Origin of the sequence: Streptomyces sp. ADI95-17, assembly GCF_003846175.1 — a bacterium.
GTDB lineage: Bacteria > Actinomycetota > Actinomycetes > Streptomycetales > Streptomycetaceae > Streptomyces > Streptomyces sanglieri.
On sequence record NZ_ML123044.1, the window covers coordinates 951,886 to 971,713 of the forward strand.

Genomic DNA, 19,828 nt, shown 5'->3' on the forward strand with positions numbered 1-19,828 from the left:
GGGGGTGCGGGAGCTGCCCTGCGGAGCTGTTCCCCTGCCCCGCCCCTTCCCGTAACCGGGGGCCCGAGATGCCCCTTGCCCACCGAGGGGCCTGAGACACCTCTCGCCCGCCGAGAGGCCTGAGACGCTCCTTGCTCACCGAGGGGCTTGAACTGGAGCCCCCATGGACCTGGTCATCCGTAACGCCCACGTCGTCGACGGCACCGGCGCCCCCCGCCGCCGTGCCGATGTGGCCGTCGTCGACGGCCGGATCGCCGAGATCCGTCCCGAGGGCGCCCCCGGCCCTCGCCCCTCCGCCCGCCGGACGCTCGACGCCGACGGGCTCGTCCTCTCCCCCGGCTTCATCGACATGCACGCGCACAGCGATCTCGCGCTGCTCCGCGACCCCGACCACAGCGCCAAGGCCGCGCAGGGCGTCACGCTCGAAGTCCTCGGCCAGGACGGGCTGTCGTACGCCCCGGTCGACGACCGGACGCTCGCCGAGGTCCGCCGTTCCATCACCGGCTGGAACGGAAACGGCGACGACATCGACTTCGACTGGCGCACGGTCGGCGAGTACCTGGACCGGCTGGACCGCAACTTCGACGGCCGGGGCATCGCGGTCAACGCCGCCTATCTGATCCCGCAGGGCACGGTCCGGATGTACGCGGTCGGCTGGGAGGACCGCCCGGCCACCGGGGCCGAGCTGGACCGGATGAAGGAGCTCGTCGCCCAGGGCATGGCGGAAGGCGCGGTCGGCATGTCGTCCGGGCTCACGTACACCCCCGGCATGTACGCCGACGACGCCGAACTCACCGAGCTGTGCCGGGTGGTGGCCGAGTACGACGGCTACTACTGCCCGCACCACCGCTCGTACGGGGCGGGGGCGCTCGGCGCGTACGAGGAGATGGTGCAGCTCACCAGGAACGCGGGCTGCGCCCTCCATCTCGCCCACGCCACCATGAACTTCGGCGTGAACAAGGGCAGGGCCCCCGAACTGCTCGCCCTGCTCGACCACGCCCTCGACGCGGGCGCCGACATCTCCCTCGACACCTACCCGTACACGCCCGGCTGCACGACCCTCGTCGCGATGCTGCCGAGCTGGGCGAGCGAGGGCGGGCCCGAGTCGGCGCTCACCCGCCTCGCCGACGACGCCACGGCGGAACGGATCCGGCACCACATGGAGGTGCTGGGCTCGGACGGCTGCCACGGCGTGCCGATCGAGTGGGACACCATCGAGATCTCGGGGGTCGGCGTCCCCGCCCTCGCCGACCATGTCGGGCGTACGGTGGCCGAGTCCGCGCGGCTGCGCGGCGAGGCGCCCTGGGCGACCGCGCGCAGGCTGCTCGTCGAGGACCGGCTCGGCTCGACGATCCTCCAGCACGTGGGCCACGAGGAGAACGTGCGGCAGATCATGCGCCACCGGGTGCACACCGGAGGCAGCGACGGCATCCTCCAGGGCGACAAGCCGCACCCGCGCGCCTACGGCACGTTCCCGCAGTATCTCGGCCGGTACGCAAGGGAGTTGGGCACTTTGTCGCTGGAGGAGTGCGTCGCCCACCTCACCTCGCGCCCGGCACACCGGCTGCGTCTGGCCGACCGGGGGTACGTCCACGAGGGCTACCGTGCCGACCTGGTCCTCTTCGACCCGGAGACGGTGGCGGCGGGCTCGACGTTCGAGGAGCCGCGCACGCTGCCGGCCGGCATCCCGCACGTGCTGATCGACGGCCGGTTCGTCATCGAGGACGGCCGCCGCACCCAGGTACTGGCGGGCCGGGCCGTACGGGGAACGGGTCGCGCCGCCGGGTAACGCGTCCGGCTCTCACTCCCCCGCCTGCTCCTTCGCCTGCTCCTTCGCCTGCTCCTTCGCCTGCTCCTTCGCCTGTTCCTTCGCCCAGGCCAGGTCCTCCTCGGTCGGGGCGTCGTCCTGGGTGAGGCTGTGCCGCCAGTAGCCGCTGAACTCCACGGCCTTCCTGGCCAGCCCGCGCTCCTCGACCAGGTGGCGGCGCAGGGCCCGTACCGCCGCCGCCTCACCGGCCAGCCACGCGGCCCCGGAACCGGCGGGCAGCCGGGCCGCCCGTACCGCGTCCGGCAGCGACCCGCCCCGATCCCGGTGCACCCAGTGGACGCTCACCTCGCCGTCCGAGACGAGCGGCCGCTCCTCCGCCGCGTCGGCGACCTCGGCCCAGACGAGCGCCCGCGCCCCGGCCGGCAGCGACTCCAGCAGGGTCCCGATCGCGGGCAGCGCCGTCTCGTCGCCGGCCAGCAGCAGCCAGTCGGCGGCGGGCAGCGGCCGGGCGTACAGCGACGACGGTCCGACCATGCCGAGCACATCGCCGGGGCGCGCGTCCCGGCCCCAGCGGGCGGCGGGCCCGTCGTCGCCGTGGAGCACGAAGTCGACCGCCATCACATCCAGTCGGCGGTCGTACCCGCGGACGGTGAAGCTCCGCAGCAGCGGCCGCTCGGGCTCGGGAATCGCGAGGTACGCCTCGTACCACCGCATGCCGTACGTGTCGTCGGCCTCCGGCTCCGGCAGCCGGGGCACGCCCTGCCCCGCCCTCGGGAAGCAGAGCTTCATCTGCTGGTCGGGCCGGTCCTCCATGAGCTCCGCCAACGCGTCCCCGGTGAAGGTGACGCATGTCGTGCGCGGAGTGATCCGCTCCACGCCGACGACCCGTACGTACGACACGGTCAACGCCTGCCCCATCGCGGCTCCCACCTTCTCCGGCTTCCGCAGTTTCTGCGGCTTCTCCGGCTGATACTTTACGTCGTAAGGAATTGCTCGGCGAAGTTACTTTATGGCGTAAGGAGTCGCAAGTGGTGGTCTTTGCCGGACAGGGCGACGCCCGCCGTTCGATGTCCCTGCTCTGGCGCGCCGGCCGGCCGGAGCAGCCGGGCCGGCGCCCCGGTCCCGGCCCCAGGCCGGGGCTGAGCGTCGATGCGATCGTGACCGCCGCGATCGCCGTCGCGGACGAGGACGGCATGGCCGCGCTCTCGATGCGCGCGGTGGGCGAGCGGCTCGGCCGCACGGCGATGGCGCTCTACACCTACGTGCCCAGCAAGGGCGAGCTGCTGGACCTGATGTACGACGCGGTCCACGCCGAGCTGCCCACCGAGTACGACGACACCGGCGACTGGCGTGCGGGCCTGACCGACTGGGCGCGGGACGGGCTCGAATTCCACCTCCGCCACCCCTGGGTGCTCCAGGTCTCCCAGGCCCGCCCGGTGCTCGGCCCGCACGAGTACGCGGGGCTGGACACGCTGGTGCGCCTGCTGAACGCGACCGGGCTCGAAGCGCACTTGGTGCGGCGGCTGGCCGGCACGCTCTCCCACTTCGTGCGCGGCTGCGCCGGGACGGTCGCGGAGGCGCGGCAGGCGGCGGCGGTGACGGGCGAGTCGGACGAGGAGTGGTGGTTCGCCCGCTCGGCGCTGCTGGGCGAGGTGGCGCCCGACTTCGCGGAGCGCTATCCGAGCCTGGTCGCGATGGAGACCGGCTCCACGCCGCAGCCACCGGCCCCGGAGCCGGACGGGGAGGCGGTGCCGTACCTGGAGCGGGAGGCGCGGGAGACGTTCACCGCCGGGCTCGGGGTGCTGCTCGACGGGATCGAGGCGGCGGTCCGGCGCGCGGGCACGCCCCGGACATGAACGCGTCGCCGCCGCGGCACCCGGTGGGCACCGCGGCGGCGAGGGGTTCAGCGGGTCACGGCTTGGGCAGGGCACACCCCGCACGGTCGAGGTCGAACTTGTTGCCGGTGCCGATGCACGGCACGATGCCGTACGTCTCCTGGGCGTAGTTGATGCCCTCGCGCACCGTCACATTGCCGTTCTCGTCGACCTCGCACGGGTTGTTGTCCGTGCACTCCTGGCCGTCCTCGTTGCCGGTGTTGTTGACGGCGACGACCTTGCCGGTCGCGTTGTCGATCACCGGGGAGCCGGACGTACCGCCGATGGTCTGGCAGGCGGAGGTGTAGCGGACCGAGTCCTTCCAGGTCCACTCGCCTTCCTTGAGGCGGTAGACGAAGCCGTCGACGTTGCAGGAGTACGTGCGTTTCCAGTAACCGGACACGACGGTGATCGCGGTGCCCTGGACCGGGTGCGCGGTGTTCAGCTCCAGCGCCTTGATGCCGTAGGTGCTCTCGATCTGGGCGTAGGTGCTGGTGAGTTCGTACACCGATATGTCGGTGTCGGTCATCGTCCCGTACGCGATCTTGCTGGCCCGCAGGGTGCCGACGCCGCTGCCCGAGGCGTTGAGCAGGGTGAAGCTGCGGGTGGACGGCTGGTCGAGGACGACCTCGCCGGGGCCCGGGAATCCCGACTCCATGCAGTGCCCGTTGGAGAGCACCAGCGCGGGGTCGTCGGGCTGGGAGTCCGGGGTGCGGACGACGGAGCCGGAACAGTTGCTGAGCGCCACGGTGCCGGCGAAGTTGACCGCCTTGGGCCTGGCCTTCTCCTTGACCGCGGCGGGCGACGCCGCATCGTGGCCGGTTGCTGCGGTTGCGGGCGCGACGCCTGCCCCGAGGAGCAGGACAGCGAACAGCGCACCGACGAGAGGCTTGTTCATGTGGGGGTCCCCTCAAGTGACCTGAGCAGGGGCCCGATGGCTCCCGCCCACCGAAGTTGCCTTCGGATTTGACATGCGCATGTTGGCGTACCGCAGGGGCCCCCACAAGGGGCGGTTTCAAGCCGTCGGGCTCCGGGGTCCGTCCGGGCGCGGCCGGTTCCACCGGGGTGGCCCCTCACGCACCGGGGGAATCCCCCCGGGAATTCCGGGGGCCGGCCCCAGCGCGCGGCGGGGCGGTCGCGGGCGAAGATCCAATCGACACCGCAGAAAAGCAAGGTGAGGGGTACACACATGAGCAGGCACCGGAAGCGCATCGGCCGGCGCGCACTGCTGGCGACGGCGGCGGTCGCGGCGGGAGCGGTCCTCGTTCCCGTGGCGGCCCGGACCGCCACCGCCGGCACCGTGATCACCACGGATTCCGCGAGCGCCGCCGACATCGCGGGGACCGCCGGTGCCGAGCGGAGCCCCGTCCGTGCGCTGGAGCGGGCGGCCCATCCGCTGCGCTCGACCGAACCGGGCGGGAACACGGCCGACCTGCGCGCCCTGAGCACGATGGTCGGCGACGCCGACGTGGTCGGCCTCGGCGAGGCCACCCACGGCTCCCACGAGTTCTTCACCATGAAGCAGCGGGTCTTCCGCCACCTCGTCGAGACGAAGGGCTTCACCACCTTCGCCCTGGAGATGAGCTGGTCCGGTGGGCTCCGGATCGACGACTACCTCCAGACCGGCGAGGGCGACGCCCGCCAGCTGGCCGAGGAGGTCTTCGCCGAATCGCCCTGGGAACGCGAGGAGTTCGTCGGCCTCATCGAGTGGATGCGTGCCTACAACCGCCACCACCCCGACCGCACCCTGCACTTCATGGGCGACGACATCGGCGCCCCGGCGGTCGACGACGCGTTCTTCGGCCGGGTGACGGACTATGTGAAGGAGAACCACCCGGAGGCACTGCCACGGCTCGACGCGCTCTACACCGGACTGCGCCCGATCGACGACGTCTTCGCCTATCTGGGCAGGCCGCTCGCGGAACGGAAACGGCTCGCCGCCGACGCACAGCGGGCCCTCCGCCTGATCAGCGGCCTGAAGGGCTCTGGCGAGGCGTTCGCCTGGGCCGAGCAGAACGCCCGCTCCATCGCCCAGACCGCCGAGTTCCTCACCATGAACCCCGACGACCCGGATGCGATGGCCGAATTCCAGCGCTTCCGCGACGAGGTGATGGCCCAGAACATCGTCTGGTGGCAGCAGCGGACCGGCGGCAAGATCCTGCTGTCGGCGCACAACGACCACGTCGGCTACTTCGCCGGTGACCCCGAGCTGTATCCGAAGACGCAGGGATCGTTCCTGCGTGATGCGATGGGCCGGAACTACCTGCCCATCGGCTTCACCTTCGACCGGGGCTCCTTCCTGTCGAAGGAGAGCGCCCTCGGCGGCAAATGGAAGAAGTACACCGTGGGCGCGGCCGGGCCCGGCCGGAACGAGTACACCCTCGATCAGGTCCGCTACCGGGACTTCTATCTGGACACCCGCAGGGCCCCGGCCGCCGCGCGCGCCTGGCTGAAGGTCGCCCGGCCCACGCTCGGCATCGGCACACAGTTCCCCGAGGAACCGCGCGATGTCGCTCTCGCCAGGTCCTACGACGTCCTCATCCACCTCCACGAGGTCCGGGAGGCCGACGGACTGAAGCCACGACCGTGACCGGATCCGGGCACCGGACGCCGGGTCCGGACCCGGCGAACCGGACCCGGACCCCTCCCGCGACGGGCGGCCACCGCCCCGGCTTGCGTACGGTCGGCACATGACCTCCGACCGCGCCGCCGATCCCGGCCCCCGCCCCGCCCTCGACCTGGACGCCTACCTCGCCCGCATCGGCTGGAGCGGGGAGCGTCGGCCCACCGCCGACGTACTGCGCTCCGTGCACCGGGCCCATGCGCTGGGCATCCCCTTCGAGAACCTGGAGCCGGTGCTGGGCAGCGCGCCCTCGCTGGCGATCGCCGACCTGGAGGCGAAGCTCGTACGCGGTGGGCGCGGCGGATACTGCTACGAGCACAACACGCTGCTCGCCGCCGCGCTGACCGCGCTCGGCTTCCGGATCACACTGCTCTGCGCCCGGGTCGTGGTGGGGGCCGGGCCCGGGGACATCCGGCCGCGTACGCACATGCTGATGCTGGCCGGGGTGCCGGGCGAGCCGACGCCGTATGTGGCGGACGTCGGCTTCGGCTCCATCGGCGCGCTGCTGGAGCCGGTCCCGCTGGCCGCCGGTACCGAGGTGGCCGACACCCCGCGCCGCCACCGGCTGGTGAACACCCCGCACGACGGGCCGCTCGCACAGTGGGAGCTCCAGGCGCACACCCCCGACGGGGCGTGGGAGTCCCAGTACGCCTTCACGGTGGAGCCCTTCGAGGCACCGGACTACGAGGTGATCAACTGGCACATCGCGACCAACCCGCGCTCCCCGTTCTCACGCCGGGTGTACGCCCAGCGCACCACCCCGGACGCCCATCTGTCGCTGACCGGCCGCACCCTCACGGTGACGGCGCCGGACGGCACCCGCGAGGTCCGGGAGCTGTCGGACGGGGCGGAGGCGCTGCGCGTACTGGCGGCCGACTTCGGCATCCGCGTGCCCCCGGGCATCCGGCTGCCGGAGTAGGAGGGGGGAGAGAGGAGACGGGGAGAGAGGGGGACGGGGAGACGGGGAGGGGGAAACGCTCGTGGCGCATCTCACCCGCCCGCGTCCGTCACGCCCGGATTCCACCGCATTCGAAGCCCCGCCCCCGTCCCCGCCCGGCGTTCCCACGGTCGCGGACTGTGGGCGCATGGCTATGGAAGACGGGGCGGGGCCGAGGGAGTACCCGGGTGGGGCAACCGGGAGGGAAAGCCCGGGCAACAGGGGCAACGCGGTCGTAAGCTCCCAGACATGCAGGTCATCCAGTCCACGAAGCTCGCCAATGTCTGTTACGAAATCCGGGGCCCCGTTCTGGAGGAGGCGATGCGGCTGGAAGCGGCCGGTCACCGCATCCTCAAGCTGAACACCGGCAACCCTGCCGCGTTCGGGTTCGAGTGCCCGCCCGAGATTCTTGAGGACATACTGCGCAACCTCTCCGGGGCGCACGGCTACGGCGACGCGAAGGGGCTGCTGTCCGCGCGGCGGGCGGTGATGCAGCACTACCAGACCAAGGGGATCGACCTCGACGTCGAGGACATCTACCTGGGCAACGGCGTCTCCGAGCTGATCCAGATGTCGATGCAGGCGCTGCTCGACGACGGGGACGAGGTCCTCGTGCCGGCTCCGGACTATCCGCTGTGGACCGCCTCGGTGTCGCTGGCCGGCGGCACGGCCGTGCACTACCGGTGCGACGAGCAGTCCGACTGGATGCCGGACCTCGCCGACATCGAGCGGCGGATCACCGACCGCACCAAGGCCCTCGTGATCATCAACCCGAACAATCCGACGGGTGCGGTGTACGACGACGAGATGCTGCGCGGGCTGACGGAGATCGCCCGGCGCCACAACCTGGTCGTCTGCTCCGACGAGATCTACGACCGGATCCTGTACGACGGGGCGACCCACACCCCGACCGCGACGATCGCGCCCGATCTGATGGTGCTCACCTTCAACGGGCTCTCCAAGAACTACCGGGTGGCCGGCTACCGGTCGGGCTGGCTGGCGGTCTGCGGCCCGAAGGCGCACGCCTCCTCGTACATCGAGGGGCTGACGATCCTCGCCAACATGCGGCTCTGCGCCAACATGCCCTCGCAGCACGCCGTGGCCACCGCGCTCGGCGGGCGGCAGTCGATCGAGGACCTGGTGCTGCCGGGCGGGCGGATCCTGGAGCAGCGGGACACAGCGTACGACCTGCTGACGCAGATCCCCGGCGTGACCTGTGTGAAGCCGAAGGGGGCGCTGTACCTCTTCCCGCGCCTGGACCCCAAGGTCTACAAGATCAAGGACGACCGGCAGATGGTGCTCGACCTGCTGCGGGCCGAGAAGATCATGGTCGTGCACGGTACCGGGTTCAACTGGCCCGAGCCCGACCACTTCCGGGTGGTGACGCTGCCGTCGACCGAGGATCTGACGGACGCGGTGAGCCGGATCGCGCACTTCCTGGACGGGTACGGCCAGCCCTAGCCGACGGCCACCGCCGATTCCACGGAACCAGGAATCGATGGCGAACAACTTTAGACTGAATCCAAGGTAGGATGGTCGCACTGCAACACCAGGAGGCCATCCATGTACGAACCGATCCGCACCAAATCGGTCCACACACCGGCCGACCACGCCGACGACTTCCCGCACCGTTCCCGTGAGGAAGAGCTGGACATCCAGCTCGCCGGGCACCTGGCCGCGCTCCTCGCGGTCACCGACGAGCTGGGCATCGGCGAGGCGGGCGACCGCATCGCCGGACAGGTCGCCAGGCTGCGCGGCGCGCCGCCCGCCCGGCACGCCGGCCGGACCGACGCGCCCGCGTCCGCACTGCACCGCCGCGCCCACGCCCTCGCGGGCCGGGCCCTGGTGGTGGCCGCGTCCCGCGCCGACACGGCCGTCGCGATCCTCGCGGCCGAGCGCATGGACGCCCACACCGCGGCGCTCGCCGCCCCCGCCGCGTCGGCACGACTGGTCGGCGCCCACTGACGGCCCCGGTCCACGTGCCGTCGAGGCGCGTGGGCCGGGTGCCACTCACCCCTGCCCGGCGGGCAGTTGTTCCTGAGCCCGTTCCGCCTCCGTTGCGTACTGGGATCATCGCTTAACCTTCCGTCCACCCAACTCCGCCTGGAATGTGGGTTTCCGCGAGCAGGCTTCGCATGTGAGACGCATCGTGGGAATCGTCCTGGCGGTGTTGCTGATCGGCGGAGTGGCAGTGGCCGTCGCAGCAGGCCGCGACAGCAAGGACAAGAGCACGGCAACGAAGACCGTGCGCGGAGTGATCGGTTCGGAGAAGGCGGAGTTCTTCGCCGACCCCGACGTGGTGAAGGCCCTCGCCGCCAAGGGGCTCACCGTCAAGGCGGAGACGTCCGGGTCCTGGGCCATGGACCGACTCCCCCTCAAGGGATATGACTTCGCCTTCCCCGGCTCCAAGGCCCCGGCCGACGAGCTGCAGCGCCGGTCCGCCGTCAAGGGCGGGCCGCTCAGGCCCTTCTACTCGCCGCTGGTCGTCGTCGCGCACCGCGCCGCCGCCCAGGTCCTGGCGGACAACGGGCTCGCCACACTGAGCGGGAAGTCCAGCGGCAGGCTGCTGATGGGGCCCTATCTCCGGGCCGCCCGGTCGGACCGGACCTGGCAGCAGCTCAAGGAGGCGGGAAAGCACGCCGAGTTGACCGGGACCGTGTTCATCACCAGCACCGATCCCGTCTCGTCCAACTCCGGCGCCCTCTACCTCGCCGCCGCCTCGTACGTCGCCGACGGCGGCCGGGTCGCCGCGGACGACGCCGCGATCGACCGCACCGCACCACTGCTGAAGAAGCTGATCCAGGTGCAGGGGGCGCAGCAGACCAGCAGCGACGCCCCGTTCCGGGACTTCATCAGCGGGGTCGGCAATCCACTGGTCCTGGTGTACGAGTCGCAGGTCGCCTCGCTGCTGACGCAGCGGCAGGACGCCGGGGACCTGGTCCTCCTCTACCCCGACACCACCGTCTCCAGCGACCACACCCTCGTACCCCTGACCGGGACCGGCCGGCGGCTGGGCGAGCTGCTCTCCACCGACCCGCGGCTGCGCGAGCTCGCCGTACGGCACGGCTTCCGGCCCCAGGGCGCCGCGGCCGAGTTCACCGCCGCCACCGCGGACCACACCGACTACATCGACCAGAAGCTGACCGGGGTCCGCCAGGCGCCCGTGCCCACCGCCAAGGTGCTGCGCGCGATGGCCCGGCGGACCCGCGGCTGACCACACACGCCTTCCTGGAGACCTCAGCCATGACCGAAGAGCCGCAGCCGCTCAGTCTCACCCCGCCGGGCGACTCCGCCCCGCCGCTGGTCCTCACCCCGCCGGAACCGGTCGCCCCGGTCCGGACCGAGCAGGCGGCCGGTCTCGTGCCGGTCGACGAATCGGTGCGCACGGAGATGACGCGCCGTGCCACCGAGTACATCGGTGCCCTCTCCGGGCTCGACGCCCGGTCCCCCGAATTCACCACCCGGATCGGGGAGATCGCCGCGCTCGGGCAGGGCGACATCCGCAGCGCCGCCCAGCAGTCCAACCGGATGCTGGACCGCACCGTCCGCTCGCTGGCCGGCTCCGGGGGCGTGGACGCGCAGTCCAAGGTCGGATCGTCCCTGGTCGAGCTGCGCCGCACCGTCGAGGACCTCGACCCGCGCGACACCCCGGGCCGCGGCGCCCGCCGGCTGCTGTCCAGGCTGCCCGGCGGCAACAAGATCCGTGACCACGTCGCCAAGTACGCCTCCTCGCAGGCCACCCTGAACCGGATCGTGGGCTCGCTGCGCGGCGGGCAGGACGAACTGCGCCGCGACAACGCCGCCCTGCACACCGAGCGCACCCGGCTCTGGGAGACCATGGGCAAGCTCCAGGAGTACGTGGTGCTCACCGAGGCGCTGGACGGCGCCGTCGAGCAGCGCATCGCCGAGGCCGCGGCCACCGACCCGGCGCAGGCGGACGCGCTGCGGGCCGATGTGCTCTTCCCCGTACGGCAGAAGCACCAGGACCTGCTGACCCAGCTCGCGGTCTGCGCCCAGGGCTACCTCGCGATGGACGTCGTACGGCGCAACAACGACGAGCTCATCAGGGGCGTCGACCGGGCCGCGACCACCACCGTCTCCGCGCTGCGGATCGCCGTGATGCTCGCCTCGGCGCTGGAGAACCAGCGCAAGGTGACCGAGCAGGTGCAGGTGCTGCGCTCCACGACCGAGGACCTGATCCGCGGGAACGCGGAGATGCTCGCCGGCCAGAGCGGCGAGATCCAGCGCATCGCCGCCGATCCGGCGGTGAGCGCGGAGACGCTGCGTACCGCGTTCCAGCAGATCTACCGGACGCTCGACGCCATCGACACGTACAAGGCGCAGGCCACCGAGTCGATGGCGGCGACCGTGGAGTCGCTGACCTCCGAACTCCGGCAGGCCGGTGCCCACTTGGAGCGCAGCCGGTCGGCGGGCGCCCTGGAGAGCGGTGGTCTCGGATGACGCACCGTCCCCGGCAGCGGCTGAGACGGCTTCGGCGCCGGGTCGCGCGTTCGCTGGTCGCGCTGCTGGCCGTCGCCGTGCTCGCCCCGCTCGCCGCCTGCTCCAGCTCGGACGACGGGGCGCCGGGCGGTGCGTCCGGCGGGGCCGGAAGGGACGACGGCAAGCCGCGGGCCGGCACGCTGCGGATCCTCGCCTCCAGTGAACTCGCCGACATGAAGCCCCTGTTGGAGGAGGCCCGGAAGGCCACCGGGATCACCGTGCGGCCCACCTGGACCGGCACGCTGGACGCCGTCGAACTGCTCGGCTCCGGGAAGGCGGACGGGGCGTACGACGCGGTCTGGCTGTCGTCCAACGACTATCTGCGGCTGCGCCCGGACGCGGCGAGGCGCATCACGTCGGAGACCCCGCTGATGGTTTCTCCAGTCGCCCTCGGGGTCCGTCCGGCGACCGTGAAGCGGCTGGGCTGGAAGCCCTCGGACGTGACCTGGCCGCAGGTGCACCGGGCGGTCGCCGAGGGCCGGCTGACGTACGGGATGACCGATCCGGACCGTTCCAACTCCGGTTTCTCCGCGCTGGTCTCGGTCGCCTCCGGGCTCTCGGGCGCGCAGTCCGCGCTGACCGACGCCGATGTCCGGGGCGCGAGCGGGAAGCTGAAGGAGTTCTTCGCGGGGCAGCGGCTGACCTCCGGCTCCTCGGGCTGGCTGGCCACCGCGTACGCCCGGCGCGGCAATGTCGACGCGCTGATCAACTACGAGTCGGTGCTGCTCTCGCTGAACCGAGACAGCCACACCGGGCTGACCGTGATCCGCCCCCGCGACGGGGTGGTGACGGCCGACTACCCGCTCAGCGCGCTGGCCGCCGCCGCTCCCGAGGCGAAGGACTCGGTCCGCGCGCTGACCGCGTATCTGCGCACCCCGGACGCCCAGCGGAAGCTGACCCGGGACACCTTCCGCCGCCCGGTCGTTCCCTCGGTGCGGCCCGCGGCGCCGCTCGCCGCCGACGCGCGTCGCGAACTGCCGTTTCCCGGCTCGCGGTCGGTGGCCGACGGGCTGCTGCACAGTTACGAGAACAAGCTCCGGCGGCCCTCGCGCACCGTGTACGTACTGGACACCTCCGGCTCGATGGCGGGCGACCGGCTGAAGGCGCTGAAGGCGGCGCTGACCGGGCTGACCGGGGACTTCCGGGAACGGGAGGAGGTCACGCTGCTGCCCTTCGGCTCGTCGGTGAAGCAGGTCCGTACGCACACGGTCGACCCGGCCGATCCGCGGCAGGGCCTGGCGGCCATCAAGTCGGACACGGCCGCGCTGACGGCCGGTGGCGAGACGGCGGTCTATTCGAGCCTGAAGTCGGCCTACGAGCAGATCGGCGACGGCACCGAGTCCGCGTTCACCTCGATCGTGCTGATGACGGACGGTGAGAACACCACGGGCGACACGGCCGCCGGATTCAGCTCCTACTACCGTGCGCTGCCGGCCGCGCGTCGGGCCACCCCGGTCTTCCCGGTCCTCTTCGGCGACTCGGACCGGGGCGAGCTGGACCGGATCGCCGCGCTGACCGGCGGCCGGCTCTTCGACGCGACGAGGGAACAGGGGCCCGGCTCGCTGGACGGCGCCTTCGAGGAGATCCGTGGATACCAGTAACCCGCCCGACGGACCGGGAGGCGGACCCAACCGGGTGCTGGCGTACCTGGAGTCGCGGAAGAACCTCACCGGGAGCGCCTGCGGGATCGCCGGTCTCGCCCTCACCTTCACCGGCCTCGCCGGGGCGTACTGGCCGGTGGTGGTCGTCGGGCTGTACGGCGCGGGCGCGCTGATCGCGCCGCCCGAGCGGCCAGCGGTCCCGGTCTTCCCCGATCCGTCGACCCAGCTGGACGCGGTGCGGACCGACTACGTGGCCCTGTGCGGGTATCTGGACGAGGTGGAGCTGCCGCCCGCCGCGTCCGGCCGGCTCACCGAGCTGACCGCTCTGCTCGACGGGCTGCTCGCCCCCGGACCGGTGGCCGAGGCGCTGGCCGCCGACCCGGAGGGCGTGCACGTCCTGGCGCGTGCCGTGCGCCGGGACATCCTGGAGTCGGTCGACGCGTTCGTACGGATCCGCCCGTGGACCCGGATGGTGCCGGGCACGGAGCCGCCCGAGCGCCATCTGGAACGGCAGCTGGCACTGCTGCACCGGGAGGTCGAGGAACTGGCGACGGCACTGCGGGAGGCGGAGGCCCGCCGGCAGCAGACCCACACCCGCTATCTGGAGGACCGGGGCCGGAACGGGTAGTGCCCGGTGGAAGGGCGGAAAAGGGGCGGCCCCCGGAATCGTGAGGGGATTCCGGGGGCCGTACCGCGGCGGGCTGTTGACCCCACAGGTCAGGGCGGATGTCCGAGGCCCGGCCGCGGGGGTGTGCGGGGCGCACCCGCGCGTGGGTGCGCCCGGGGGCATCAGCCCAGGCGCTGGACCAGCGCGCGGTACTCGTCCCACAGCTCCTTCGGCGTGTGGTCGCCGAAGGTGTTGAGGTGGTCGGGGACCAGCGCCGCCTCCTCGCGCCAGATCTCCTTGTCGACGTCGAGCAGGAAGTCCAGGTCGGACTCGGAGAGGTCCAGGCCGTCGGTGTCGAGGGAGCCCTTGGCCGGCAGGATGCCGATCGGGGTCTCGACTCCCTCGGCCCTGCCTTCGAGGCGCTCGACGATCCACTTCAGGACGCGGCTGTTCTCACCGAAGCCGGGCCACACGAACTTGCCCGCGTCGTTCTTGCGGAACCAGTTCACGTAGTAGATCTTCGGGAGCTTGGCCTGGTCCTTGTCGGCACCGACCTTGACCCAGTGGTTCATGTAGTCGCCCATGTTGTAGCCGCAGAACGGCAGCATGGCGAACGGGTCGCGGCGCAGCTCGCCGACCTTGCCCTCGGCGGCGGCGGTCTTCTCGGAGGCCACGTTGGCCCCGAGGAAGACACCGTGCTGCCAGGTGAAGGACTCGGTGACCAGCGGGACGGCCGAGGCGCGGCGGCCGCCGAAGAGGATCGCCGAGATCGGCACGCCCTTCGGGTCCTCCCACTCGGGGGCGATGATCGGGCACTGGCCGGCCGGGACGGTGAAGCGGGCGTTGGGGTGGGCGGCCGGGGTGTCGGACGCGGGCGTCCAGTCGTTGCCCTTCCAGTCGGTGAGGTGGGCCGGAGCGGTCTCCGTCATGCCCTCCCACCACACGTCGCCGTCGTCGGTGAGCGCGACGTTGGTGAAGACGGAGTTGCCCCACATGGTCTTCATCGCGTTGGCGTTGGTGTGCTCACCGGTGCCGGGCGCGACGCCGAAGAAGCCCGCCTCCGGGTTGATCGCGTACAGCTGGCCGTCCTCGCCGAAGCGCATCCAGGCGATGTCGTCGCCGATGGTCTCCACGGTCCAGCCGGGGATCGTCGGCTCCAGCATGGCGAGGTTGGTCTTGCCGCAGGCCGACGGGAAGGCCGCCGCAATGTACTTGGGGGCCTCAGCCTCACCCTGCGGCGGGGTGAGCTTGAGGATCAGCATGTGCTCGGCGAGCCAGCCCTCGTCACGCGCCATGACGGAGGCGATGCGCAGCGCGTAGCACTTCTTGCCGAGCAGGGCGTTGCCGCCGTAGCCGGAGCCGTAGGACCAGATCTCGCGGTCCTCGGGGAAGTGCGAGATGTACTTGGTGGTGTTGCACGGCCACGGGACGTCCTCCTGGCCCTCCGCCAGGGGCGCGCCCAGCGTGTGGACGGCCTTGACGAAGAAGCCGTCGGTGCCCAGCTCGTCCAGGACGGCCTGTCCCATGCGGGTCATGGTGCGCATCGAGACGGCGACGTAGGCGGAGTCGGTGATCTCGACGCCGATCGCGGAGAGCGGCGAGCCGACGGGGCCCATGCAGAAGGGGACGACGTACATGGTGCGGCCGCGCATCGAGCCGCGGAAGACACCGTTCTCACCGGTGAAGATCTCCCGCATCTCGGCGGGGGCCTTCCAGTGGTTCGTCGGACCGGCGTCCTCCTCCTTCTCGGAGCAGATGAACGTACGGTCCTCGACGCGGGCGACGTCGCTCGGGTCGGACGCGGCGTAGTACGAGTTCGGGCGCTTGGCCTCGTCGAGCTTGGTGAACGTGCCCTTGGCCACGAGCTCCCCGCACAGGCGCTCGTACTCGGCCTCGGAGCCGTCGCACCAGACCACCTGGTCCGGCTCGGTTATCGCTGCGATCTCGTTCACCCAGGAGACGAGCTCCTGGTGATCGGTGGGGACGGTGAGGGGAGCCGCGATGTCGCGCGCCACGATCGCTCCTTGTTGAGGGTGTCTGTTTGGTAGTTGCCCCGTGGGGGCTGCGACCCGGATGCTTCTACCCCTTCGAATCCCGTTGGCGCTCATCCGGTGCCGACCGCACTCATTTGATCATCCGACCGTTTCGCCCATATGTCCAGGGGGGCGCACACGTGAGCATTGCCACTCGTATCGGTTACATCCACGGGTCGGTTACGTCCAAGGGGGGAGGCCGTACCTACGGTCGCGTAGGTACGATGCGGGAATGACTGCTGCCGCCGCCGCGCCCGGGACCGCCGGGCTGGAACCAGCCGAGTCCGATCCCGTCCCGGTGAAGCCGCGAATGCGCGGCTGGCTGCACGCCGGGATGTTTCCCGCCGTGATCGTCGCGGGGGTGGTGCTGATCGCGTTCACCGACAGCTCCGTCGGCCGGATCGCCTGCGGCATCTACACCCTGACCGCGTGCCTGCTGTTCGGTGTGAGCGCGCTCTACCACCGGGGCACCTGGGGTCCGCGCGGCGAGGCGGTGCTCCGTCGGCTCGACCACGCCAACATCTTCCTGATCATCGCGGGCACGTACACCCCGCTGACCCTGCTGCTGCTCCCCGAGTCCACCGGGACACCGCTGCTGTGGGCGATCTGGGCGGCCGCCGCGGCGGGGATCGCCTTCCGGGTGTTCTGGGTCGGCGCCCCGCGCTGGCTCTACACGCCCTGCTATCTGGCGATGGGCTGGGCCGCGGTCTTCTTCCTGCCGGACTTCATGCGCACCGGCGGGATCACCGTGCTGGTGCTGGTCGTCGTCGGCGGGCTGCTCTACAGCGCCGGGGGCGTCATCTACGGCATCAAGCGGCCCAACCCCTCGCCGCGCTGGTTCGGCTTCCACGAGGTGTTCCACTCGCTGACCCTGGCGGCCTTCGTGGTGCACTACGTCGGCATCTCGCTGGTCGCCTACAACCACCACTGATCAGCGCCCCGGCCGGTGCCGGCGCCCCGCCGATGCCGGACAATGACCGCCATGGCCGTCACCTCCCGTACCCCTTCCGTTTCCGCTCCGGGAACGCCGCCGCAGCCGGGGCTCCGCGAGCGGAAGAAGCTCCGGACCCGGATCGCGATCCGGCAGGCCGCGTACCGGCTGATCGCCGAGCAGGGGTACGAGGCGACGACGGTGGAGCAGATCGCGGCGGCGGCCGAGGTGTCGCCCAGCACCGTCTTCCGGTACTTCCCGGCCAAGGAGGACATCGTCCTCACCGACGAGTACGACGGGGTGCTGGCGGCCGCCCTGCGCGGCCGCCCGGCCGGGGAACCGCCGCTGGAGTCGCTCCGGCACGTCCTGGCCGAGGTGCTCGCGGAGTTCCTGGCGACCGGGGAGCAGGAGCTGCGGCAGCGGACCCGGCTGATGGTGGAGGTGCCGGCCGTCCGGGCCCGGACGGCCGGGAGCATGTCGGACACGGCCGGGGCGCTGGCCGACGCGCTCGCCGCCCGCACCGGCCGCGAGCCCGGTGATCTGGCGGTCCGGGTGTTCGTCGCGGCGGTGCTCGGCACGCTGCGCGAGGTGACGCTGTGCTGGGGCGAGCAGGGCCAGGAGGGCGACCTCGTCGCGATGACCGGCCGGGCCCTGGACATCCTGGAGGGCGGTCTGAGGCTCTGACCGGGGGCCGGGCCCCCGGTCACCCGGCGGACGTCACCTGCCGCCGAGACTCCGCGCCAGCTCCTGCGCGTCCGTCGTCGGCGCGTCGCACACGAAGTGCCTGCACACGTACGCCGTCGGCGCGTCGCCCACCATCGGCCGGTCCGCGAGCAGCGGGAACTCCGCGCCGCCCGTCTCCCCCGCCGCGACCACCGCGCCCGGCGCCGTACCCAGCAGCGCCGTGCGGTGCAGCTCCCCGCCGACCGGTCCGGCGACGGCGACCTCGCGCGGCCCGTCCAGCAGCGCCTCCGCGACGGCGAGACCCCAGCTGGTGAACCGGGGGGCGCGCGGCCCGAGCGCCTTGATCACGCCGAGCGCGCTCTCCGCGGCGGTTCGGTGGGCCTCGGAGCCGGTGTGCGCGGCGTACGACAGGAGCGCCCCGGCCGCCGCCGTCCAGCCGGCCGGGGTCGCGTTGTCGGTGGGGTCCTGCGGGCGGCGGATCAGCTGCTCGGCGTCGTCCGCCGTGTCGTACAGCAGGCCGCCCTCGCCGGTGAAGTGCTGGAGCACGATGTCGAGCAGGAAGCCGGCGAACTCCAGCCAGACGCCCTCGCCGGTGACCGCGGCCAGCGCGAGGAAGCCCTCGGCCACGTCGCCGTAGTCCTCCAGGACCCCGGCGTGCCCGCCGGGGCGCCCGTCCTTGGACGTACGGTCCAGCCGGGCGACGGCCCCCATGTGCACCCGGACCAGCAGGTCGGCGGCCTCGGTGGCGCGCTCGACGAGGTCGGGCCGGTCGAAGTACGCCCCGGTCTCGGCGAGCGCGGCGATCGCCAGGCCGTTCCAGGCGGCGACCACCTTGTCGTCCCGGCCCGGGTGCGGGCGCGGTCCACGGGCGGCGAGCAGCGCGGCCCGCACCCGGGCGACCCGGTCCGGGTCCGCCCCGGCCCCCTCCGGTGCGAGCAGGAGCACCGAGGATCCCTCCTCGAAGGTGCCCTCCTCCGTCACCCCGAAGTACTCCGCGGCGAAGGCCGCGTCCCGGTCGCCGAGGGCCTCCCGCAGCTGTGCGGGCGTCCACACGTAGTACGCGCCCTCGACGTGCCGTCCGTCGCCGTCCTCGCTGTCGGCGTCGAGCGCGGAGGCGAAACCGCCCTCGGCGGTGCGCAGTTCGCGGACCATGAAGTCGGCGGTCTCCAGGGCGACCCGGCGGGCCTGCTCCGAGCCGGTGGTCCGCCACAGGTGCGCGTAGACCCGGCAGAGCAGCGCGTTGTCGTAGAGCATCTTCTCGAAGTGGGGCACCAGGGTGCCCCCGGGCCGCTGGCGCAGCACGTACCGGTGGAAGCCCCCGCCCAGCTGGTCGAAGAGGCTCGACCGTGCCATGGCCCCGCACAGCCCCTCGGCCATCTCCAGCGCCCCCGCGGACTCCGTCCGGGCGTGGTGGCGCAGCAGGAACTCGATCGTCATGCCCGGCGGGAACCTGGTGTCGCCGGAGCCGAGCCAGCCGCTCTCCGGGTCGTACTCCCGGCTGATGCCCAGCAGCGCCCGTGCCAGCTCCGCCTCGCCGGGGAGCCCGCCGTCCCCGTGCTCCAGCTGCCGCTCCGCCAGATCGCGGGTGATCTTCCCGGCGACCTCCCCGACCTCCGTGCGCCGGTCCGTCCAGGCGCTGTGGACGCCTTCGAGCACCTGCCGGAAGGACGGCATCCCGTGCCGGGGCTCGGGCGGGAAGTACGTACCGAAGTAGAAGGGCTTCCCGGCCGGCGTCATGAAGACGGACATGGGCCAGCCGCCCTGCCCGGTGGCGGCCTGCACGGCCTCCATGTAGACGGCGTCCACGTCGGGGCGCTCCTCGCGGTCCACCTTGACGTTGACGAAGTGTTCGTTCATGTACGCGGCGACGGCCTCGTCCTCGAAGCTCTCGTGCGCCATGACGTGACACCAATGACACGCAGAGTATCCGACCGACAGCAGAACGGGTACATCGCGCCGTTTCGCTTCCTCGAACGCCTCGGGTCCCCACGGCCACCAGTCGACCGGATTATCGGCATGCTGAAGCAGATAAGGCGAGGTCACACCAGCCAACCGGTTCATACGACCCAGCCTCTCACGCCGACACGGCCCTGCCGGTTCGACCCGGAAGCCCCCGCCCTACTTGGCCGATTTGCACTCATGCGCCATCACGTGGTGAATGCGGATCGCCCCTTTTGCACCCAGGCCGCCCTGCGGACGCTGGAGGTTCTGCCCCGGCCTAAAGCCGGTGCCCGACTGGAAGCGGGCAGTACGCTGAGTCGAGCAGCACC

Annotated in this window: 16 protein-coding genes; 12 read left to right on the forward strand and 4 right to left on the reverse strand. The window is 71.8% G+C overall.

The features are described from left to right. Positions 1-163: 163 nt before the first annotated feature. Positions 164-1,789 (forward strand): N-acyl-D-amino-acid deacylase family protein, encoded by a 1,626-nt coding sequence (locus EES42_RS04130; protein WP_124716704.1) that lies wholly within the window; start codon positions 164-166, stop codon positions 1,787-1,789. Between the two features lie 12 nt (positions 1,790-1,801). Here the strand turns inward: EES42_RS04130 and EES42_RS04135 are convergent, their stop codons facing one another. Further along, complete coding sequence (locus EES42_RS04135; RefSeq protein ID WP_124716705.1) at positions 1,802-2,686, reverse strand: siderophore-interacting protein; 885 nt, start codon at positions 2,684-2,686, stop codon at positions 1,802-1,804. 110 nt (positions 2,687-2,796) lie between these two features. On the opposite strand from EES42_RS04135, the gene EES42_RS04140 reads away from it, so the two are divergent. Continuing rightward, positions 2,797-3,624 (forward strand): TetR/AcrR family transcriptional regulator C-terminal domain-containing protein, encoded by an 828-nt coding sequence (locus EES42_RS04140; protein WP_124716706.1) that lies wholly within the window; start codon positions 2,797-2,799, stop codon positions 3,622-3,624. Between the two features lie 55 nt (positions 3,625-3,679). On the opposite strand, the gene EES42_RS04145 is transcribed toward EES42_RS04140, so the two are convergent. Further along, entirely contained in the window at positions 3,680-4,540 is an 861-nt protein-coding gene (locus tag EES42_RS04145; RefSeq protein WP_124716707.1) for a S1 family peptidase, read from the reverse strand. 291 nt (positions 4,541-4,831) lie between these two features. Here EES42_RS04145 and EES42_RS04150 point away from each other — a divergent pair, with 291 nt between their 5' ends. The 8 genes from EES42_RS04150 (at position 4,832) to EES42_RS04185 (ending at position 13,931) form a co-directional block, all read left to right on the forward strand. After that, the gene (locus EES42_RS04150) at positions 4,832-6,232 is read left to right on the forward strand and encodes an erythromycin esterase family protein (protein ID WP_124716708.1); all 1,401 of its coding nucleotides are present in this window, start codon (positions 4,832-4,834) and stop codon (positions 6,230-6,232) included. Between the two features lie 100 nt (positions 6,233-6,332). Beyond that, positions 6,333-7,184 (forward strand): arylamine N-acetyltransferase family protein, encoded by an 852-nt coding sequence (locus EES42_RS04155; protein WP_124716709.1) that lies wholly within the window; start codon positions 6,333-6,335, stop codon positions 7,182-7,184. Between the two features lie 267 nt (positions 7,185-7,451). Then, positions 7,452-8,663 carry a pyridoxal phosphate-dependent aminotransferase gene (locus EES42_RS04160; RefSeq protein ID WP_124716710.1) on the forward strand — a complete coding sequence of 404 codons (1,212 nt, stop codon included), beginning with the start codon at positions 7,452-7,454 and terminating at the stop codon, positions 8,661-8,663. A gap of 102 nt (positions 8,664-8,765) precedes the next feature. Then, the gene (locus EES42_RS04165; RefSeq protein WP_124716711.1) at positions 8,766-9,167 is read left to right on the forward strand and encodes an SCO4983 family protein; all 402 of its coding nucleotides are present in this window, start codon (positions 8,766-8,768) and stop codon (positions 9,165-9,167) included. Positions 9,168-9,312: 145 nt separating this feature from the next. Beyond that, the gene (locus EES42_RS04170; protein WP_206433358.1) at positions 9,313-10,416 is read left to right on the forward strand and encodes a substrate-binding domain-containing protein; all 1,104 of its coding nucleotides are present in this window, start codon (positions 9,313-9,315) and stop codon (positions 10,414-10,416) included. A 29-nt stretch (positions 10,417-10,445) separates the two neighbouring features. Continuing rightward, complete coding sequence (locus tag EES42_RS04175) at positions 10,446-11,663, forward strand: toxic anion resistance protein (protein ID WP_124716713.1); 1,218 nt, start codon at positions 10,446-10,448, stop codon at positions 11,661-11,663. After that, positions 11,660-13,303, forward strand: a complete 1,644-nt coding sequence (locus tag EES42_RS04180; RefSeq protein ID WP_124716714.1) for a vWA domain-containing protein — start codon at positions 11,660-11,662, stop codon at positions 13,301-13,303. The genes EES42_RS04175 and EES42_RS04180 overlap by 4 nt, the downstream gene beginning before the upstream one ends. Continuing rightward, positions 13,290-13,931 (forward strand): hypothetical protein, encoded by a 642-nt coding sequence (locus tag EES42_RS04185; protein ID WP_241196235.1) that lies wholly within the window; start codon positions 13,290-13,292, stop codon positions 13,929-13,931. Before EES42_RS04180 ends, EES42_RS04185 begins: the two co-directional genes overlap by 14 nt. A 161-nt stretch (positions 13,932-14,092) precedes the next feature. Here EES42_RS04185 and EES42_RS04190 read toward each other — a convergent pair whose 3' ends face one another. Then, positions 14,093-15,925, reverse strand: coding sequence for a phosphoenolpyruvate carboxykinase (GTP) (locus tag EES42_RS04190; RefSeq protein ID WP_124716715.1), 1,833 nt, complete (start codon positions 15,923-15,925; stop codon positions 14,093-14,095). 250 nt (positions 15,926-16,175) lie between these two features. Between EES42_RS04190 and EES42_RS04195 the strand changes: the two genes are divergently transcribed. Both EES42_RS04195 and EES42_RS04200 read left to right on the forward strand, forming a co-directional pair. Then, positions 16,176-16,874 (forward strand): PAQR family membrane homeostasis protein TrhA, encoded by a 699-nt coding sequence (locus tag EES42_RS04195; RefSeq protein WP_124716716.1) that lies wholly within the window; start codon positions 16,176-16,178, stop codon positions 16,872-16,874. Positions 16,875-16,925: 51 nt separating this feature from the next. Continuing rightward, positions 16,926-17,558 carry a TetR/AcrR family transcriptional regulator gene (locus EES42_RS04200; RefSeq protein ID WP_206433359.1) on the forward strand — a complete coding sequence of 211 codons (633 nt, stop codon included), beginning with the start codon at positions 16,926-16,928 and terminating at the stop codon, positions 17,556-17,558. Between the two features lie 33 nt (positions 17,559-17,591). Here EES42_RS04200 and EES42_RS04205 read toward each other — a convergent pair whose 3' ends face one another. Beyond that, positions 17,592-19,619, reverse strand: coding sequence for a thioredoxin domain-containing protein (locus EES42_RS04205; RefSeq protein WP_124716718.1), 2,028 nt, complete (start codon positions 19,617-19,619; stop codon positions 17,592-17,594). Positions 19,620-19,828 lie beyond the last annotated feature (209 nt).

Excerpts from the sequence above, each read along its gene's own strand:
- EES42_RS04130 (WP_124716704.1), top strand. The coding sequence starts at position 164 with ATGGACCTGGTCATCCGTAACGCCCACGTCGTCGACGGCACCGGCGCC.
- EES42_RS04135 (WP_124716705.1), bottom strand. The coding sequence starts at position 2,686 with ATGGGGCAGGCGTTGACCGTGTCGTACGTACGGGTCGTCGGCGTGGAG.
- EES42_RS04145 (WP_124716707.1), bottom strand. The coding sequence starts at position 4,540 with ATGAACAAGCCTCTCGTCGGTGCGCTGTTCGCTGTCCTGCTCCTCGGG.
- EES42_RS04150 (WP_124716708.1), top strand. The coding sequence starts at position 4,832 with ATGAGCAGGCACCGGAAGCGCATCGGCCGGCGCGCACTGCTGGCGACG.
- EES42_RS04155 (WP_124716709.1), top strand. The coding sequence starts at position 6,333 with ATGACCTCCGACCGCGCCGCCGATCCCGGCCCCCGCCCCGCCCTCGAC.
- EES42_RS04160 (WP_124716710.1), top strand. The coding sequence starts at position 7,452 with ATGCAGGTCATCCAGTCCACGAAGCTCGCCAATGTCTGTTACGAAATC.
- EES42_RS04165 (WP_124716711.1), top strand. The coding sequence starts at position 8,766 with ATGTACGAACCGATCCGCACCAAATCGGTCCACACACCGGCCGACCAC.
- EES42_RS04175 (WP_124716713.1), top strand. The coding sequence starts at position 10,446 with ATGACCGAAGAGCCGCAGCCGCTCAGTCTCACCCCGCCGGGCGACTCC.
- EES42_RS04180 (WP_124716714.1), top strand. The coding sequence starts at position 11,660 with ATGACGCACCGTCCCCGGCAGCGGCTGAGACGGCTTCGGCGCCGGGTC.
- EES42_RS04195 (WP_124716716.1), top strand. The coding sequence starts at position 16,176 with ATGACTGCTGCCGCCGCCGCGCCCGGGACCGCCGGGCTGGAACCAGCC.
- EES42_RS04200 (WP_206433359.1), top strand. The coding sequence starts at position 16,926 with ATGGCCGTCACCTCCCGTACCCCTTCCGTTTCCGCTCCGGGAACGCCG.
- EES42_RS04205 (WP_124716718.1), bottom strand. The coding sequence starts at position 19,619 with ATGAACCGGTTGGCTGGTGTGACCTCGCCTTATCTGCTTCAGCATGCC.